We start from the raw sequence: 13,737 nt of genomic DNA, 5'->3' as shown, positions 1-13,737 counted from the left end.
GTGCTCGCTCAGCCCGTGGCCCCGAGCAGGAGTTCCACGACCGCACGGGTCGCGGCCGGCGCGGCACCGTCGGCCGGGCAGTCCACGTAGCCGGTCTCCACCTCCCCGATCGTCAGTCGGTAGCTGAAGGCGTCCTGGCAGGCGGTGGGCGCCGACGGGCGGCCCGCCTCGGCGGCGAGGGCCGGGTCGACGACGAGCCGGCGCAGCCGGTCGAGATCCGCGCTGGAGAGCCGGCCGGTGCGTGGGGATCCGGTGCGGTCGACGACCGTCCACCGGCCGTCGTGCTCCACCCTCACGGTGTCGCCGCGTCCGGCGAACCCGCCCGACCGGGTCAGCATGATCCGGGCCGCCGTGGCCGCCGGCCCGGGGGAGCGCGGCGCGGTCGTCGGCTGCGGGGACGGCGCGGCGGTCGTCGGTGTGGCCGGCGTCCGCGCCGGACCGGGCGGGACGGCCGGGTCCGCGGGTCCGGTCGGCGCGCAGCCGGCCAGGAGGGTCGCCGCGAGCGCGATCACGGCGCCGGCCATCGAAGCTGATCTCATGTTCGTCGGACGCTCGGGGTGGCGATCCGGTTCCCACCAGCGTCGATTCCACCGAACGGCCATTGTCTCAAGCGGAAATCCGATCAACCCTTCTCTTTTTGGCTGGCGCATCGTTGTATTTACATGTGTGACTACCCCCGTCACGCATTCCTGTCCAGGAGGGCACGTGAAGAGACCCCTTGCCGCCGTCGGTGCGGCCCTGCTAGCCGGCGGTCTGCTGACCGGCGTCGGTACCCCGACGCTCGCGGCACCTGCTGCCGCCCCCGCCCCGGGCGGCCCCGCCGCCGCGGCGGCGAGCGTCCTGCGGGCCAACCCCGGTGCCGTCCAGGGCACCGGCGCCGAGTCCTACCAGGTGCACAGCACCAAGGTGGACGCCAACGGCGCCGCCCACACCCGCTACACCCGGACCTACCAGGGCCTGCGGGTGTACGGCGGTGACTTCGTCATCCACACGACCCCGAACGGTGGCTACGCCGGCTCCTCGGTCGGTCTGGACGCCCCGCTGACCCTCCCGACCACGGCGAAGGTCTCCTCCGCCGCCGCGAAGAAGGCCGCCCGCGCCGAGTTCTCCGGCACGCTCACCGCGGTGGGCAACCCGGAGCTCTTCGTCGACGCCAGCTCCGGCAAGGGCCGGCTCGCCTGGGAGACCGTCGTCACCGGCTGGCACCCGGACGGGCAGACGCCGTCGCGGTTCCACGTCGTCACCGACGCCACCACGGGCAAGGTCGTCGGCTCGTACGACGAGATCGAGGCCGTCTCCGGCACGGGCAACAGCGTCTACTCGGGCACCGTCACCGTGGACACCACGCTCTCCGGCAGCACGTACCAGATGATCGACCCGCTGCGCGGCAACGGCTCCACGTGCGACATGAACAACGGCACGTCGACGTGCACCACGTTCACCGACGCCGACAACACCTGGGGCACCGGCGCCGCCTCCAACCGGCAGTCCGCCGCCGTGGACGCGCACCACGGCGCCGCCAAGACCTTCGACTACTTCAAGAACGTGCACGGCCGCAACGGCATCTTCGGCGACGGCCGGGGCGTGCCGAGCCGGGTGCACTACGGCAACAACTACGTCAACGCCTTCTGGGACGGCTCCCGGATGACCTACGGCGACGGCAGCGGCAACTCCCGGCCGCTCGTCTCCATCGACGTGGCCGCCCACGAGATGAGCCACGGCGTGACCGAGAACGTCGTCCCCGGCGGCCTGACCTACTCCGGCGAGTCCGGCGGCCTCAACGAGGCCACCAGCGACATCTTCGGCAACATGGTCGAGTTCTACGCCAACAGCTCCGCCGACCCGGGCGACTACCAGGTCGGTGAAAAGATCAACATCAACGGCAACGGTACGCCGCTGCGCTACATGTATAACCCGTCCCTGGACGGTTCGAGCGACAGCTGCTGGTCCACCTCGACCAGGAGCAAGGACGTGCACTACTCGTCCGGTGTCGCCAACCACTTCTTCTTCAACCTCGCCGAGGGCACCGGGGCCACCTCGTACGGCACCTCGCCGGTTTGCGGCTCCGCCCCGGCGGTGACCGGCATCGGCCGCGCCAAGGCCGAGAAGATCTGGTGGCGGGCGCTGGACGCGTACTTCACCTCCAACACCTCGTACGTCAACACCAGCAACCCGGCCAACACCGCCCGGGCGTACAGCCTGCGCGCCGCGACCGACCTGTACGGCAGCTGCTCCACCGAGTACAAGACCGTCCAGGCGGCCTGGACCGCGGTGAACGTGGCCGGCAACGACGCGCCGTGCTCGACCGGCAACGACTTCTCGGTCTCGCTCTCGCCGACCTCCGGCGCGGTGAACCCGGGCAGCTCGGTCTCCACCACCGTGGCCACGGCCACCACCAGCGGGTCGGCGCAGACCGTGACGCTGTCGGCCTCCGGCCTGCCGAGCGGGGCGACCGCCTCGTTCAGCCCGGCCTCGGTGACCTCGGGCGGGTCGTCGACCCTGACCGTCGCCACCACGGCCGCCACGGCGCCCGGCACCTACACGGTCACCGTGAACGGCGCCGGCTCGGTCACCCGCAGCGCCACCTACACGCTGACGGTGAACGGCACCGGCGGCGGCTGCACCAGCCCGGGTCAGAAGCTCGCCAACGCGGGCTTCGAGTCCGGGGTCACCGCCTGGACGCAGTCCTCGGGCGTGATCGGCCAGCACGGCACCGCGCAGCCGGCCCGCACCGGCACGTGGAGCGCGTGGATGAACGGGTACGGGACCACCCGCACCGAGACGCTCTCCCAGTCGGTGAGCCTGCCGGCCGGGTGCACGTCGTACAACTTCAGCTTCTGGCTGCACATCGACTCGGCGGAGACCACCAGCAGCACCGCGTACGACACGCTGCGGGTGCAGGTGCTCAACTCCTCCGGGACGGTGCTGGCGACCCTCGCCACGTACTCGAACCTGAACAAGGCCGCGGGCTACAGCCAGAAGTCGTTCTCGCTGGCCGCGTACAAGGGCCAGACCGTGACCCTGAGGTTCACCGGCACCGAGGACGTGTCGCTCCAGACGTCCTTCGTCGTGGACGACACCGCGCTCAACGTCTCCTGACGTAGCCGTACCGTCGCCGGCCCGGCGACCACCCCGCCAGGGTGGTCGTCGGGCCGGCGCCGTTATGGTCGCCGCACGCGTCGCCGCTCCCGGCGGCCGGGCGGGACGTCGAAGGGGTGGTGACGGTGGCGGACGCGGAACTCCTCGTCGAGGTGGCCGGGCCGGTGGCGACGGTGGTGATCCGTAATCCGGCGCGGCGCAACGCGATGACCACCGCCATGTGGCGACGGCTGCCGGAGCTGCTCGACGGGCTGGAGGCCGACCCGGCCGTCCGGGCGCTGGTACTCACCGGCGCGGGGGACACCTTCTGCGCCGGCGCGGACCTGGGCGACCTGGACGAGCTGCTGGACGCCGGTGACGCCAGCATCGCGGTGGCCGCCGAGGAGCGGCTCGCCGCATTCGCCAAGCCCACCGTCGCCGCCGTCCGGGGCGCGTGCGTGGGCGGCGGCTGTCAGCTCGCCGTCGCCTGCGACCTGCGGGTCGCCACCACCGACGCGCGGTTCGGCGTGCCGCCGGCGCGGCTGGGCCTGGTCTATCCGGCGCCGACCACCCGCCGGTTGGCCCGGCTGGTCGGCCCGGCCGCGGCCAAGCACCTGCTCTTCACCGCCGAGCTGATCGACGCCGAGCGGGCGCTGCGGGTGGGCCTGGTCGACGAGGTGCTGCCGGGCGACGGGCTCGCCGCCCGGGTGGACGAGCTCACCGCCGCCGTGGTCGCCCGGTCGCAGCTCAGCGTCGCCGCCGCCAAGGAGATCGTCGACGGGCGGGCGGACGAGGACCGGATCGCCTGGTGGCACGGGCAGGTCCGGGCCAGCGGCGAGGCCCGCGAGGGCGTTGCCGCCTTCCACGAGCGCCGCCCGGCCCGTTTCGGCTGGGCCCCGCCCGCCCGGCCCTGACCGCTCCACCTCCCGTACCGCCAGGCCGGGTGCCGCCCGGTAGGGACACGGCAGGCAGGGACCCGGCGGGTAGGTGCCGAGAGGTGAGGGGCCGACGGGTGCCGCGCCGAGGGCGTACCCCCGACGCGGCCCCCCGTTCCCGCCGGCCGGTCCGTCACCGCCCCGCCAGCGCCGCCCAGCTCGGCACGGCCGGCTCACGCCGCAGCGGCATGCCCGCCTCGGCCGGCGTCCGGTCGCCCTTGTGCTGGTTGCAGCCGTAGCAGGCGGCCGTCGTGTTCCGCCAGGTGTTCCGGCCGCCGCGCGAGCGGGGCAGGATGTGGTCGATGGTGCCGGCCGGCCCCCCGCAGTACGCGCAGCAGCGCCCGTCGCGGCGCAGCACGCCGGCGCGGGACCAGGCCGGGCCGGCGCTGAACCGCCACCGGGTCACCACGTAGCGGACCAGGCGCACCACCCGGGGCATCGGGAACACCCCGATGACCCGGTCCGGCTCGGCCTCGTGGATCTCGGCGACCCGCCGGCAGAGCATCCGGATCGCGTGCTGGACGGTGACCCGGTGCAGCGGGCCGAGGTCGGCGTTGACGACGAGGACGGCGTCCACCGGTGTCTCCCTTCGTGGCGGTGACGATCTGGACGGGCCGGAGCGCGAAAGAGCCGCCCGGTCCGGGTTACGGACGGGCGGCTCGACGTCGTGCGGGCACGCGTCAGTCGGGCCGGCCGCCCCCGGGGTCTTCGGCACGGTGACGACCGCCGCCGGCCGGCGATGCCGGACGCGTGGGCAGGCACGACGGCACACCGGTGACGTGCGACATCGACATGACCAGCTCCCGCGGCGGTGGTTGACCTTGCGCGATCACGGTAGGTCCGCGGGGGACAGAGGGGCAACGGATTTCGATCGAGGCCCCGGCTCGTCGGGGCGACGCTGCCGGCGGGCCCGGCCGGCGGCCCGCGCGGCGGCCAGCGGCCGGTCGATGCGTACGGCCATCCGCGCCGTCAGCTCGCTCTCCAGCAGCGGCCGGTTGACCTCCCCGGCGACCGCGAGCGCCGGCCCCGAGACGGTGCGCCAGATCGCGGCCAGCCCGGCGCCCAGCCCGAGCAGGGCCACGGCCGCCCGGGTCACCGGCGGACCGGCGGCGGCCAGCGCGCTCACCCCCACCACGGCGAACAGCACGGCGAGCAGCGGTACGAGCACCGGCCAGAAGATCCCCCGGACGGCCTGCACCACCAGCCTCCGGTCCCGCACGATCAGGTTCCGGGCGACGATGGCGTAGTCCTCCTCGTCCAGCAGGTCCCTCGGGTGCAGCCCGCCGGTGAGCACGCCCTGCCACAGCTCGCCCTGGTTGCGCAGCTCGCGGGCCAGCTCGGGCAGCCCCGCCTCGGTCGGGTCGCCCACGCCCGCCCTGGTGACCGCCGACGCCCACGCCGACAGCGAGTGGCGGACCACCGCGGCCGAGTACGGGGGCAGCACGCTGGCCAGCTCGCCCAGCCAACGGCCGATCTCGAACTGCCGCCCGCCGAAGCGCTGGGCCACCTGCCCGGCGTCGCCGTTCCGCACGGCGTCGCCGTACCGGACGGTGTCGGCCAGCGAGCGTCCCAGCCGGTACGCCAGCCCCACCCGCTGGTTGGTGGACATCGTCCAGCGCAGCAGTTCCACGTTCAGGTCGTCGAGGGCGAGCAGCAGGGCGTCGGCGGACCCGTCGGCCACCCGGCCCCGCGCGTCGGCGGTGGCGGGCACGGGGCCGACGCGCCGGGTCAGCTCGGCGATCTGGGTGAGGGCGACCTCCACGCCGTCCAGGTACATCTGCATGCGCCGCCGCCCCGACATCTCGGTCAGGTTGGAGAGCTTCGCCGGTGCGCCCGCCGGCCGGTCGGCTCCGGGGTCGCGCAGCTCGGCGGTCCGCGCGTGGTGGTAGGCGTCCGCCATCCACCAGCCGAGCCGCAGGGCGGTCACGACGCAGGCCCGCTCGTCGCGAATCAGCGGGTACGCGTCGTCCCGCGGCACGTCGGCGACGAGCGGGCCGTCGTCCGTGCGCGGCGACAATCCGACCTCCCGGCTCACCCCAGACGATCAGCCTAAGTGAACCGAACGGCCGATTTGCCCGGTTTGCTCCTCGTCGCTGGGCGGGCAGGCCCCGGGCCGGTCAGCCCGCCCGGCGCGCAGACCTCGGACCGGTCAGCCCGCCCGGCGCGCAGACCTCGGACCGGTCAGCCCGCCCGGCGCGCAGACCCCGGGCCGGTCAGCCCCGTCCGGCGAGCAGGCCTCGGGGCCGGATCGAGCAGACCCGTTCCGCCGCGCCGCCCTCGGCCCGCAGGACATGGTTGGCCGCGATGATCCCGGTCGCCGCCGACCGCTCCATCAGGGCACTGGGGAAATCGGTGCGGATGCCGTCGCCGGCCAGGTAGAGCCCGTCGGCGTCGGTGCGTACCCCCGGCCGCCAGGCGTGGCTGCCGGGCGTGAACGCCGGCGCCTGCGCCTCCACCCGGGCGCGCAGCTCGCGGACCCGCAGCCGGGCCGCCTCCGGCCAGAGCGCGGTCAGCTCGACCCGCATCCGTTCGGCCAGCTCCTCGGCGGGCACGCCCGCGTCGCAGGCGTACGCGTGCAGCTCCACCACCGAGCCGCCGGTGCGCTCGGCCCAGCGGCGGGACTCGTGCTCCAGCCGGTGGTAGAGGGTCACCGAGTCCAGGGTGGGCTGCCGGGACACCCCGCTGAACACCGCCCGGTCTGCGGCGACGTCCCCGTCGCACCAGAAGCGCGCCACCGCGTACGGCGGGCCGGGCCGGCCGAACGCGGGCATCCGCGCCGCCAGCCGGGGCGCGTGGTCCGCCAGGCCGGGCGAGGCGGCGACCAGCGCGGCCAGGGCGGGCGGGTCGACGGCGAGCACCACGTGCCCGGCCGGGTACGACGTGCCGTCGGCGGTCGCCACCCGCCAGCCCCCGCCGTCGCGGGTCACGGCGGTGGCGGCGGCGCCCGTCAGCACCCGGCCGCCGTGCTTCTCCACGTGCCGTGCCAGCGGCTCCCAGATCGCCGTCGCGTAGTCCTCGTCGGGGCAGTCGAAGGCCAGCCCCTCCGGGTTACCGAGCAGGTAGAAGTGGAACTGGGCGATCATCTCCGCCGCCGACATCTCCGCCTCGTGGTTGAAGAACGAGTGGGAGAAGACCTCGAAGAGCATCGCGCGGGCCCGGTCGGGCAGCCGCAGCGAGGCGAGCAGCGCGTCGGCGGTCGTGTCGTCGAACTCGGCGTAGGTGCGCCCCGGGTCGTAGGTGAGCAGCGGCAGCGCGGCGTCCCGGTCCATGCCCCGCAGGTCGCGCAGGCGCAGGCTGGGGCTGCGTAGCAGCAGCGCCAGCAGGTTCATCGGCGGCGCGGGCGGCAGCCTGCCGAACTCCTCGGTGGGCCACTGCTCGCTCAGGATCGGGTAGCCCGGGACCGGCTTGAGAAAGCCCAGCCCCGGGTCCGCGCGGCGCAGGATGGAGCGCCAGTTGTAGTACTGCCGGAAGAACGCGTGGAAGCCGTGCTCGTTCATCTGCCGGCTGCCGTCGGCGAGCGTCTCCGGCCAGGCCCCGAGCCGGCCGCCGAGCGTCGGTGCGGCCTCCAGCACCGTCACCGCCACCCCGCGCTCGGCCAGCACCACCGCCGCCGACATGCCGGCGATCCCGCCGCCGACCACCACCGCCTCGACCCGGCCCGGCACGCGGGGGGCGCCACCACCGCCCGGGTCCACCTCGTGCTCGCGTACGCCGATGAGTCGACCGACCACTTTCGACAGCGCCATGTGCACCTTCCCGCCGGGTGGGTCTCCAGTCTGCCCGCTCAGCCATCGCGGGAACCCTTTCCCGCGGGAAGCGCCTGACGTGCCCCGCCATCACTCCGGCGGCGGGAGGCAGCGCCGTTCCCGGTCGGAGGCGGGCCAGACGTACTCCAGGTCGGGCGGGACGTCGTCGCCGAAGAGCGGCCCGTAGTGGCCGGGGTCCTTACGCAGCAGCGACGAGCGGTGGCTCAGGTGCAGGTCGTCGCGGCCCAGCCAGGGCGGCAACTCCCCGGCCTCGGCCAGCTCGACCTGGGTGCGGACCCGGGTCAGGCCGCAGGCGGCGGCGAGGTCGGCGGTCATCGTGGTCGCGCACGTGTCGGCCCGGCCGGGCTCGCACCAGACCGCGCAGACGTCCAACCCGTACCGGGTGAGGGCCTCCTCGTACCCGGCCCACATCTTCACCGCCGGGTGGTTGCGCCAGCCGTACGTGGGCCAGGTCAGCCCGCGCAGCACCTGGATGGTCTCCACCCGCTGCTTGCCCAGCCGCTTCTGGTCCAGCGTCCGGGCGCTGGCCAGGAAGTCCGGGTACGGCAGGAACGTCTGCATGCCGGTGCTCTACCCGTCGCCGGGAGGGACATGCCGGCGCGACCAGCGTTCATGATCACGGGGCTGCGTCCGGCGCGACCGGCTGACTACGATGCGGCACATGGCGGAGCCCCTGCTGGATCGTGCGCGGCGTGCCGGCCGGCGGCTCCGGGTCAACGGGGACGCGCGGGCGCACTACGTGATCTGTGGTCGCGACGCCCTCGCCTACTGGGTGGTGCGGGCGCTGCTCGCCACCGAGCTCCAGGCCGGCCGCGTCCGGATCACCCTGGTCGTGCCCGAACGACCGCGCTCGGACGAGCCCGACGGGCGGGACCTCCAGGGCGTCGAGGTCGTCCGCGCCGACCGGCTGGACGAGGTGACCTTCCGTCGGGCCGGGCTGGCCGGCGCCGACGGGCTGGCCCTGCTGCACCAGGACGACGTCGGCAACATGCACGCCGCGCTCTGCGCGCAGGAGGTCGAGCCCCGGCTGCGGCTGGTGGTGCGGATGTTCAACACCGGCCTCGCCAACGGGGTGCGGCAGATCTTCCCCGACTCGGCCGTGCTCTCCGACGCCTCCATGGCCGCCCCCGCCTTCGTGGCCGCCGCGTTGGGCGAGGTCGCCCCCACCCACTTCCGGCACGGCGGGCGCACCCTCTACGTGGCCCGCCGCGAGGACGTACGTCCGCCCGACGTGGTCTGCGGGGTCGCCGACACCCGCGACCCGCAGCAGGTCCGGCTGCTGCCCGCCGACGAACGCGCGGCCGACCTGGTGATCGCCGAGGCGACCGGGACGCCGCCGGGGACGGAACTGGCCGCCCGCCGGCTGGTGCGGGCCCGCCGGCGCCGCCGCCCCCTGACGGTGCTGCTGCGCGCGGTGCGCAGCTTCGCCACCCGCAAGATCGGCGTCGCGGTGATCGTGCTGCTGGCGGTGATCGGGGTGCTCGGCTCGCTCAACGGCTACGCCGCGCACGAGGACTGGGCCGACTCGCTCTACCTGACGCTGGTGACCACCCTGACCGGGCAGGATCCGAACCCCGACAAGTCGGCCGCCGAGCAGGTCATGCAGGTGGTGCTCAACCTGGCCGGGCTGGCGCTGATCCCGCTGATCACCGCCGTGGTGGTGGACGGCATCGTCAACGCCCGGCTGGCTCTGCACTCCGGCCGCATCCAGCCCGAGCGCTCCGGGCACGTGGTGGTGGTCGGGCTGGGCAACGTCGGCACCCGGGTGATGGCCCAGCTCTGCGACTTCGGCGTCGAGGTGGTGGCGATCGACAAGGTGCCCGAGCCGCGCGGTGGCGCGCTGGCCCGGCGGCTCGGCGTGCCGCTGATCGTGGGCGACGCCGCGCTGGAGGAGACCCTCCAGTCGGCCTCCGTGGGCGGCTGCCAGGCACTGGTGGTGGTCTCCACCGACGACGAGACCAACCTCCAGGCGGCGCTCATCGGCCGGGCCGTCAACCCGGAACTCCAGGTGGTGCTGCGCCTCTTCGACGGCCACTTCGCCGAACGTATCCAGCAGGCGTTCGGCATCGGCGTCTCGCGCAGCGTGTCGTACCTCGCCGCGTTCTCGTTCTCCGCCGCGCTGCTGGACCGCGCCGTGATCGCCACCATCCCGGTCGGCCGGCACGCGCTGCTGGTCACCGAGGTCTCCGTCGCCGCCGGGTCGTCGCTGGACGGCAGGCCGCTCGCCGCCGTCGGGCGGGCCGAGAGCGTACGCCTGCTGGCGCACGCCCGGGCCGGCCAGCGCCTCGACTGGGCGCCCGATGCCCGGCTGGTGATCGTCGCGGGCGACCGGCTGACGGTGGTGGCCCGCCGGGCCGGCCTGAACGCCCTGCTCCGCGAGGCCGCGCCCCCGCCGGAGGACCCGGTCACGCCCGCGCCCCGCCAGCCGGAGGAGTGACGGCGCCCGGTCCGCCGTGCTGCGCGTCCCGGGAGCGGCGTCAGGCCCGGCGCGGGCGCAGGGCGTACCAGAGGGCGCCGACGGCGAGCACGGCGACGCCGGCGAGCACGCTGGCCGGCGGCAGGTTGACCGCGAGCAGCAGGCAGCCGGCCAGCCCCAGCACGGCCAGCGCCCGCACCGGCAGCCGCCGGCCCGGGTCCCGGCCCAGCGTCAGCGCGGCGGCGTTGGTGATCGCGTAGTAGACCAGCACGGTGCAGCTGGAGAAGCCGATCGCGCCGCGTACGTCGCCCAGCAGCACGATCGCCACCACCACGGCGGCCACGGCCAGCTCCGCCCGGTGCGGCACCCGGTGCACCGGGTGGACGGCGGCGAGCGCCCCCGGCAGGTCGCGGCGGCGGGCCATCGCCAACGCGGTGCGCCCCACCCCGGCGAGCAGGGAGAGCAGCACCCCGGTCACCGCCACCGTCGCCCCGGCCCGCACCAGCCACGCCAGGCCGGGCAGCCCGGCGGCCGTCACCACGTCGGCCAGGGGCGCGGCGGAACCGGCCAGCCGGTCGGCCCCGAGCACGCCGACCGTGACCACGGCGAGCACCAGGTAGACCGCCAGCACCACGCCGAGGGCCAGCGGGACCGCCCGGGGGATGGTCCGCGCCGGGTCGCGTACCTCCTCGCCGAGGGTGGCGATCCGCGCGTATCCGGCGAAGGCGAAGAAGAGCAGCCCGGCGGCAGTGAGCACGCCCCGCCCGCCGCCGAGGTCGCCGAGCCGGTCGAGCGAGACGTCGCCGCCGGCCGCGCCGGCCACCGCGACCAGGGCCAGCACCGCCAGCACCACGCCCACCAGGACCTTCGTCGCGGTCGCGGTCCTGCCGATGCCGCGCAGGTTCACGGCGGTCACCGCCGCCACCGCGCCGACGGCGACGAGCCGGGCCTGCCCCGGCCAGAGGTACGCCCCGATGGTCAACGCCATCGCCGCGCAGCTCGCCGTCTTGCCGGCCACGAAGCCCCAGCCGGCCAGGAACCCGGCGAACGGGCCGAGCCGCTCCCGCCCGTACACGTAGGTGCCGCCGGACTCGGGGTAGCGGGCCGCGAGCCGGGCCGAGCTGGTCGCGTTGCAGAAGGCGATGAAGCCGGCCAGCACCAGCGCGGCCAGCAGACCGGCCCCGCCGGCCGCCGCCGCGGCGGGCGCGAAGACCACGAAGACGCCCGCGCCGAGCATCGACCCCAGGCCGATGACCACCGCATCCCGTACGCCCAGCCGGCGTGCCAGTCGATCCACGGCGGGACCCTAGGGGGCGGAGATGAACGGACGGTTCCAGTCCCGCAGCGCTCCCGGCAGCGGCAGGTCGTCCCACGGCACCCGGTGCACCAGCCGGTCGAGGAGAAGCCCCAGCAGCAGCCCGGCGACCGAGTCGGTCAGCCAGTGCCAGCCGAGGTAGGTGGTGGTGCAGAGCACCACCACCGGCGGCACGACCCGGACCACGGTGACCAGCCGGGGCGGCACGGTCCGGCCGTACGTGCGCAGCAGCGGGGCGAGCAGCAGCGCGATGACGCCGTACCAGAGGATCGCGTTCGCCACGTGGCCGGAGGGGTAGGACTGGGCGAACTTCAGCGGCAGCTCGTCCTGGAACAGCGGGAGGGTCTGCTCGGCGGGGAGGAAGGGTTTCTTGACGCTCGCGCTGGGCGCGGGCCGGGCGGTCCACACCTTGAGCGGGCCGATGGTCAGGTAGCTGAGGGCGAAGGCGAGCACCGGCGGCAGCACCGGGCGGACCGACCTCAGCCGCACCGCGAGCAGCACCCCGAGCCCCAGGGCGATCAACGTCAACGGGGTGCCCTGGCCCAGGTAGTTGAGCACCACCGCCGTCCAGTGCGCGGCCGTCGGCCGGTGCGCCTGCGACCAGTCGGCGATCGCGCGGTCGATCCCGAAGAGCCGCTCACCGGCGAGGGCCACGGTCAACCCGACGAGGGCGGTCAGCAGCAGCGCGTCGAACCACCAGCCGGCCGGCCGGACCGGCCGGAGCTGCACCTTTGCCCGTACCGTCGTGGTCTCCCGCACCCCGACCACGCTACCGGCCCCGGTCGGCGCCGGATGGGGACGGGCCGGGGCCGCCTGTGTGCCGAGCCACGAAGGGAGGCGCTCGGCGGGGGGTACCCGTCAGACTTGTCCCCGTGCGGATCACCTCGGCCCTCGTGGACCCGGCGTTGCTCGACCTACCTTGGTCGACCCCGCTGGAGGAGTGGCCTGCGCAACACCTGGTGGCGCTGCCGCAGGGCATCTCCCGGCACATCGTCCGCTTCGTCCGGCTGGGTGAGTACGTCTACGCGTTCAAGGAGACCCGCGAGCGGATCGCCGAGCGGGAGTACGACCTGCTCCGCGCCCTGGAGCGGATCGACTTCCCGTCGGTCGAGGCGGTGGCGATCGTCGCCGACCGGCAGACCGACGACGGGGAACCCCTCGAGTCGGTGCTGATCACCCGGCACCTGCAGTTCTCGCTGCCCTACCGGGCGCTCTTCTCGCACACCCTGCGCCCGGAGACGATGGGCCGGCTGCTCGACGCGCTGGCCGCCCTGATCGTCCGGATGCACCTGACCGGCTTCTTCTGGGGCGACTGCTCGCTGTCGAACACCCTCTTCCGGCGGGATGCCGGAGCCTTCGCCGCCTACCTGGTGGACGCCGAGACCGGCGCCCTGCACCACTCCCTCTCCAACGGCCAGCGCGGCGAGGACCTGGAGATCGCCCGCGTCAACATCTTCGGCGAGGCGCTCGACCTCCAGGCCGCCGGGCTGCTGCACGAGTCGATCGACCCGGAGGTGGTCTGCGAGGAGGTCGTGCAGCGCTACGAGCGGCTGTGGCACGAGATCACCTACGAGCAGCAGGTCGAGCGGGAGGCCCGGCACGACATCGAGGGGCGGATCCGCCGCCTCAACGAGCTGGGCTTCGACGTCGCCGAGGTGGCCATGTCCACGATCGACAACGGGCGCTACCTGGTCCGGCCGAAGGTGGTCGACGCCGGCTACCACACCCGGCGGCTGCTCCGCCTGACCGGCCTCGACGCCGAGGAGAACCAGGCCCGCCGGCTGCTCAACGACCTGGACGCCTACCGGGCGGAGAGCTACCTGATGGACGAGCAGCAGGCCGCGCACCGCTGGCTGACCGAGGTCTTCGAGCCGGTGGTCCGGGCCGTGCCCGCGCACCTGCGCCGCAAGCTGGAGCCGCAGGAGCTCTTCGCCCAGATCATCGAGCACAAGTGGCTGCTCTCCGAGCGGGCCGGCCGGGATGTCGGGATGGCCCCGGCCGTGCAGTCGTTCCTCTCCGACGTGCTGGTGCACCGCCCCGACGAGCAGGCGGTGCTCGGCGACGTGGTGACGGGCGGTGATGGTCCTTCCGACGGACTCTCTCCGCGACCGCTGTCGAGCTGATGTCGTAGACGATTCGGCCTGTGCGCCCTGCATGATGTCGTAGACGATTCAGCTCGACAGCGCGGACGTGAGCCCCTCCGCCCGGGTGGGCTGTCGCCTCGCT

11 protein-coding genes are annotated in these 13,737 nt (G+C 74.4%); 4 read left to right on the top strand and 7 right to left on the bottom strand.

Annotation, left to right across the window (positions count from 1 at the left end; genetic code table 11):
- Positions 1-8 precede the first annotated feature (8 nt).
- The gene (locus OG989_RS04840; protein ID WP_327029804.1) at positions 9-539 is read right to left on the bottom strand and encodes a hypothetical protein; all 531 of its coding nucleotides are present in this window, start codon (positions 537-539) and stop codon (positions 9-11) included.
- Between the two features lie 166 nt (positions 540-705).
- Here OG989_RS04840 and OG989_RS04835 point away from each other — a divergent pair, with 166 nt between their 5' ends.
- Positions 706-3,099 carry a M4 family metallopeptidase gene (locus tag OG989_RS04835; protein ID WP_327029803.1) on the top strand — a complete coding sequence of 798 codons (2,394 nt, stop codon included), beginning with the start codon at positions 706-708 and terminating at the stop codon, positions 3,097-3,099.
- Positions 3,100-3,218: 119 nt separating this feature from the next.
- Positions 3,219-3,992 carry an enoyl-CoA hydratase/isomerase family protein gene (locus OG989_RS04830; protein ID WP_327029802.1) on the top strand — a complete coding sequence of 258 codons (774 nt, stop codon included), beginning with the start codon at positions 3,219-3,221 and terminating at the stop codon, positions 3,990-3,992.
- Between the two features lie 154 nt (positions 3,993-4,146).
- Here the strand turns inward: OG989_RS04830 and OG989_RS04825 are convergent, their stop codons facing one another.
- The 4 genes from OG989_RS04825 to OG989_RS04810 form a co-directional block, all read right to left on the bottom strand.
- A complete protein-coding gene (locus OG989_RS04825) occupies positions 4,147-4,590 on the bottom strand; it encodes an HNH endonuclease (protein WP_151454751.1) in 444 nt (147 codons plus the stop codon).
- A 252-nt stretch (positions 4,591-4,842) separates the two neighbouring features.
- Positions 4,843-6,030: a hypothetical protein gene (locus OG989_RS04820; RefSeq protein ID WP_327029801.1), complete on the bottom strand. Its 1,188-nt coding sequence runs from the start codon at positions 6,028-6,030 to the stop codon at positions 4,843-4,845.
- A gap of 196 nt (positions 6,031-6,226) precedes the next feature.
- The gene (locus OG989_RS04815) at positions 6,227-7,759 is read right to left on the bottom strand and encodes an FAD-dependent oxidoreductase (RefSeq protein ID WP_327029800.1); all 1,533 of its coding nucleotides are present in this window, start codon (positions 7,757-7,759) and stop codon (positions 6,227-6,229) included.
- 90 nt (positions 7,760-7,849) lie between these two features.
- Positions 7,850-8,341 carry an MSMEG_6728 family protein gene (locus tag OG989_RS04810; protein ID WP_151454749.1) on the bottom strand — a complete coding sequence of 164 codons (492 nt, stop codon included), beginning with the start codon at positions 8,339-8,341 and terminating at the stop codon, positions 7,850-7,852.
- Between the two features lie 91 nt (positions 8,342-8,432).
- On the opposite strand from OG989_RS04810, the gene OG989_RS04805 reads away from it, so the two are divergent.
- Positions 8,433-10,217 carry a potassium channel protein gene (locus tag OG989_RS04805; protein WP_327029799.1) on the top strand — a complete coding sequence of 595 codons (1,785 nt, stop codon included), beginning with the start codon at positions 8,433-8,435 and terminating at the stop codon, positions 10,215-10,217.
- A 40-nt stretch (positions 10,218-10,257) separates the two neighbouring features.
- Here the strand turns inward: OG989_RS04805 and OG989_RS04800 are convergent, their stop codons facing one another.
- On the bottom strand, positions 10,258-11,493 hold the full coding sequence (locus tag OG989_RS04800; RefSeq protein ID WP_327029798.1) for an APC family permease: 1,236 nt from the start codon (positions 11,491-11,493) through the stop codon (positions 10,258-10,260).
- Positions 11,494-11,502: 9 nt separating this feature from the next.
- A complete protein-coding gene (locus tag OG989_RS04795) occupies positions 11,503-12,240 on the bottom strand; it encodes a phosphatase PAP2 family protein (RefSeq protein WP_327031108.1) in 738 nt (245 codons plus the stop codon).
- Positions 12,241-12,383: 143 nt separating this feature from the next.
- On the opposite strand from OG989_RS04795, the gene OG989_RS04790 reads away from it, so the two are divergent.
- The gene (locus OG989_RS04790) at positions 12,384-13,634 is read left to right on the top strand and encodes a DUF4032 domain-containing protein (RefSeq protein ID WP_327029797.1); all 1,251 of its coding nucleotides are present in this window, start codon (positions 12,384-12,386) and stop codon (positions 13,632-13,634) included.
- Positions 13,635-13,737 lie beyond the last annotated feature (103 nt).

The organism is Micromonospora sp. NBC_01740 (assembly GCF_035920365.1).
Taxonomy (GTDB): domain Bacteria; phylum Actinomycetota; class Actinomycetes; order Mycobacteriales; family Micromonosporaceae; genus Micromonospora; species Micromonospora reichwaldensis.
This window is presented reverse-complemented; position numbering and strand designations above follow the sequence as displayed.

What these genes read in the sequence shown, in the direction of transcription:
- OG989_RS04840 (WP_327029804.1), bottom strand. Translation starts at nt 539, where the DNA reads ATGAGATCAGCTTCGATGGCCGGCGCCGTGATCGCGCTCGCGGCGACC.
- OG989_RS04815 (WP_327029800.1), bottom strand. Translation starts at nt 7,759, where the DNA reads ATGGCGCTGTCGAAAGTGGTCGGTCGACTCATCGGCGTACGCGAGCAC.
- OG989_RS04810 (WP_151454749.1), bottom strand. Translation starts at nt 8,341, where the DNA reads ATGCAGACGTTCCTGCCGTACCCGGACTTCCTGGCCAGCGCCCGGACG.
- OG989_RS04805 (WP_327029799.1), top strand. Translation starts at nt 8,433, where the DNA reads ATGCGGCACATGGCGGAGCCCCTGCTGGATCGTGCGCGGCGTGCCGGC.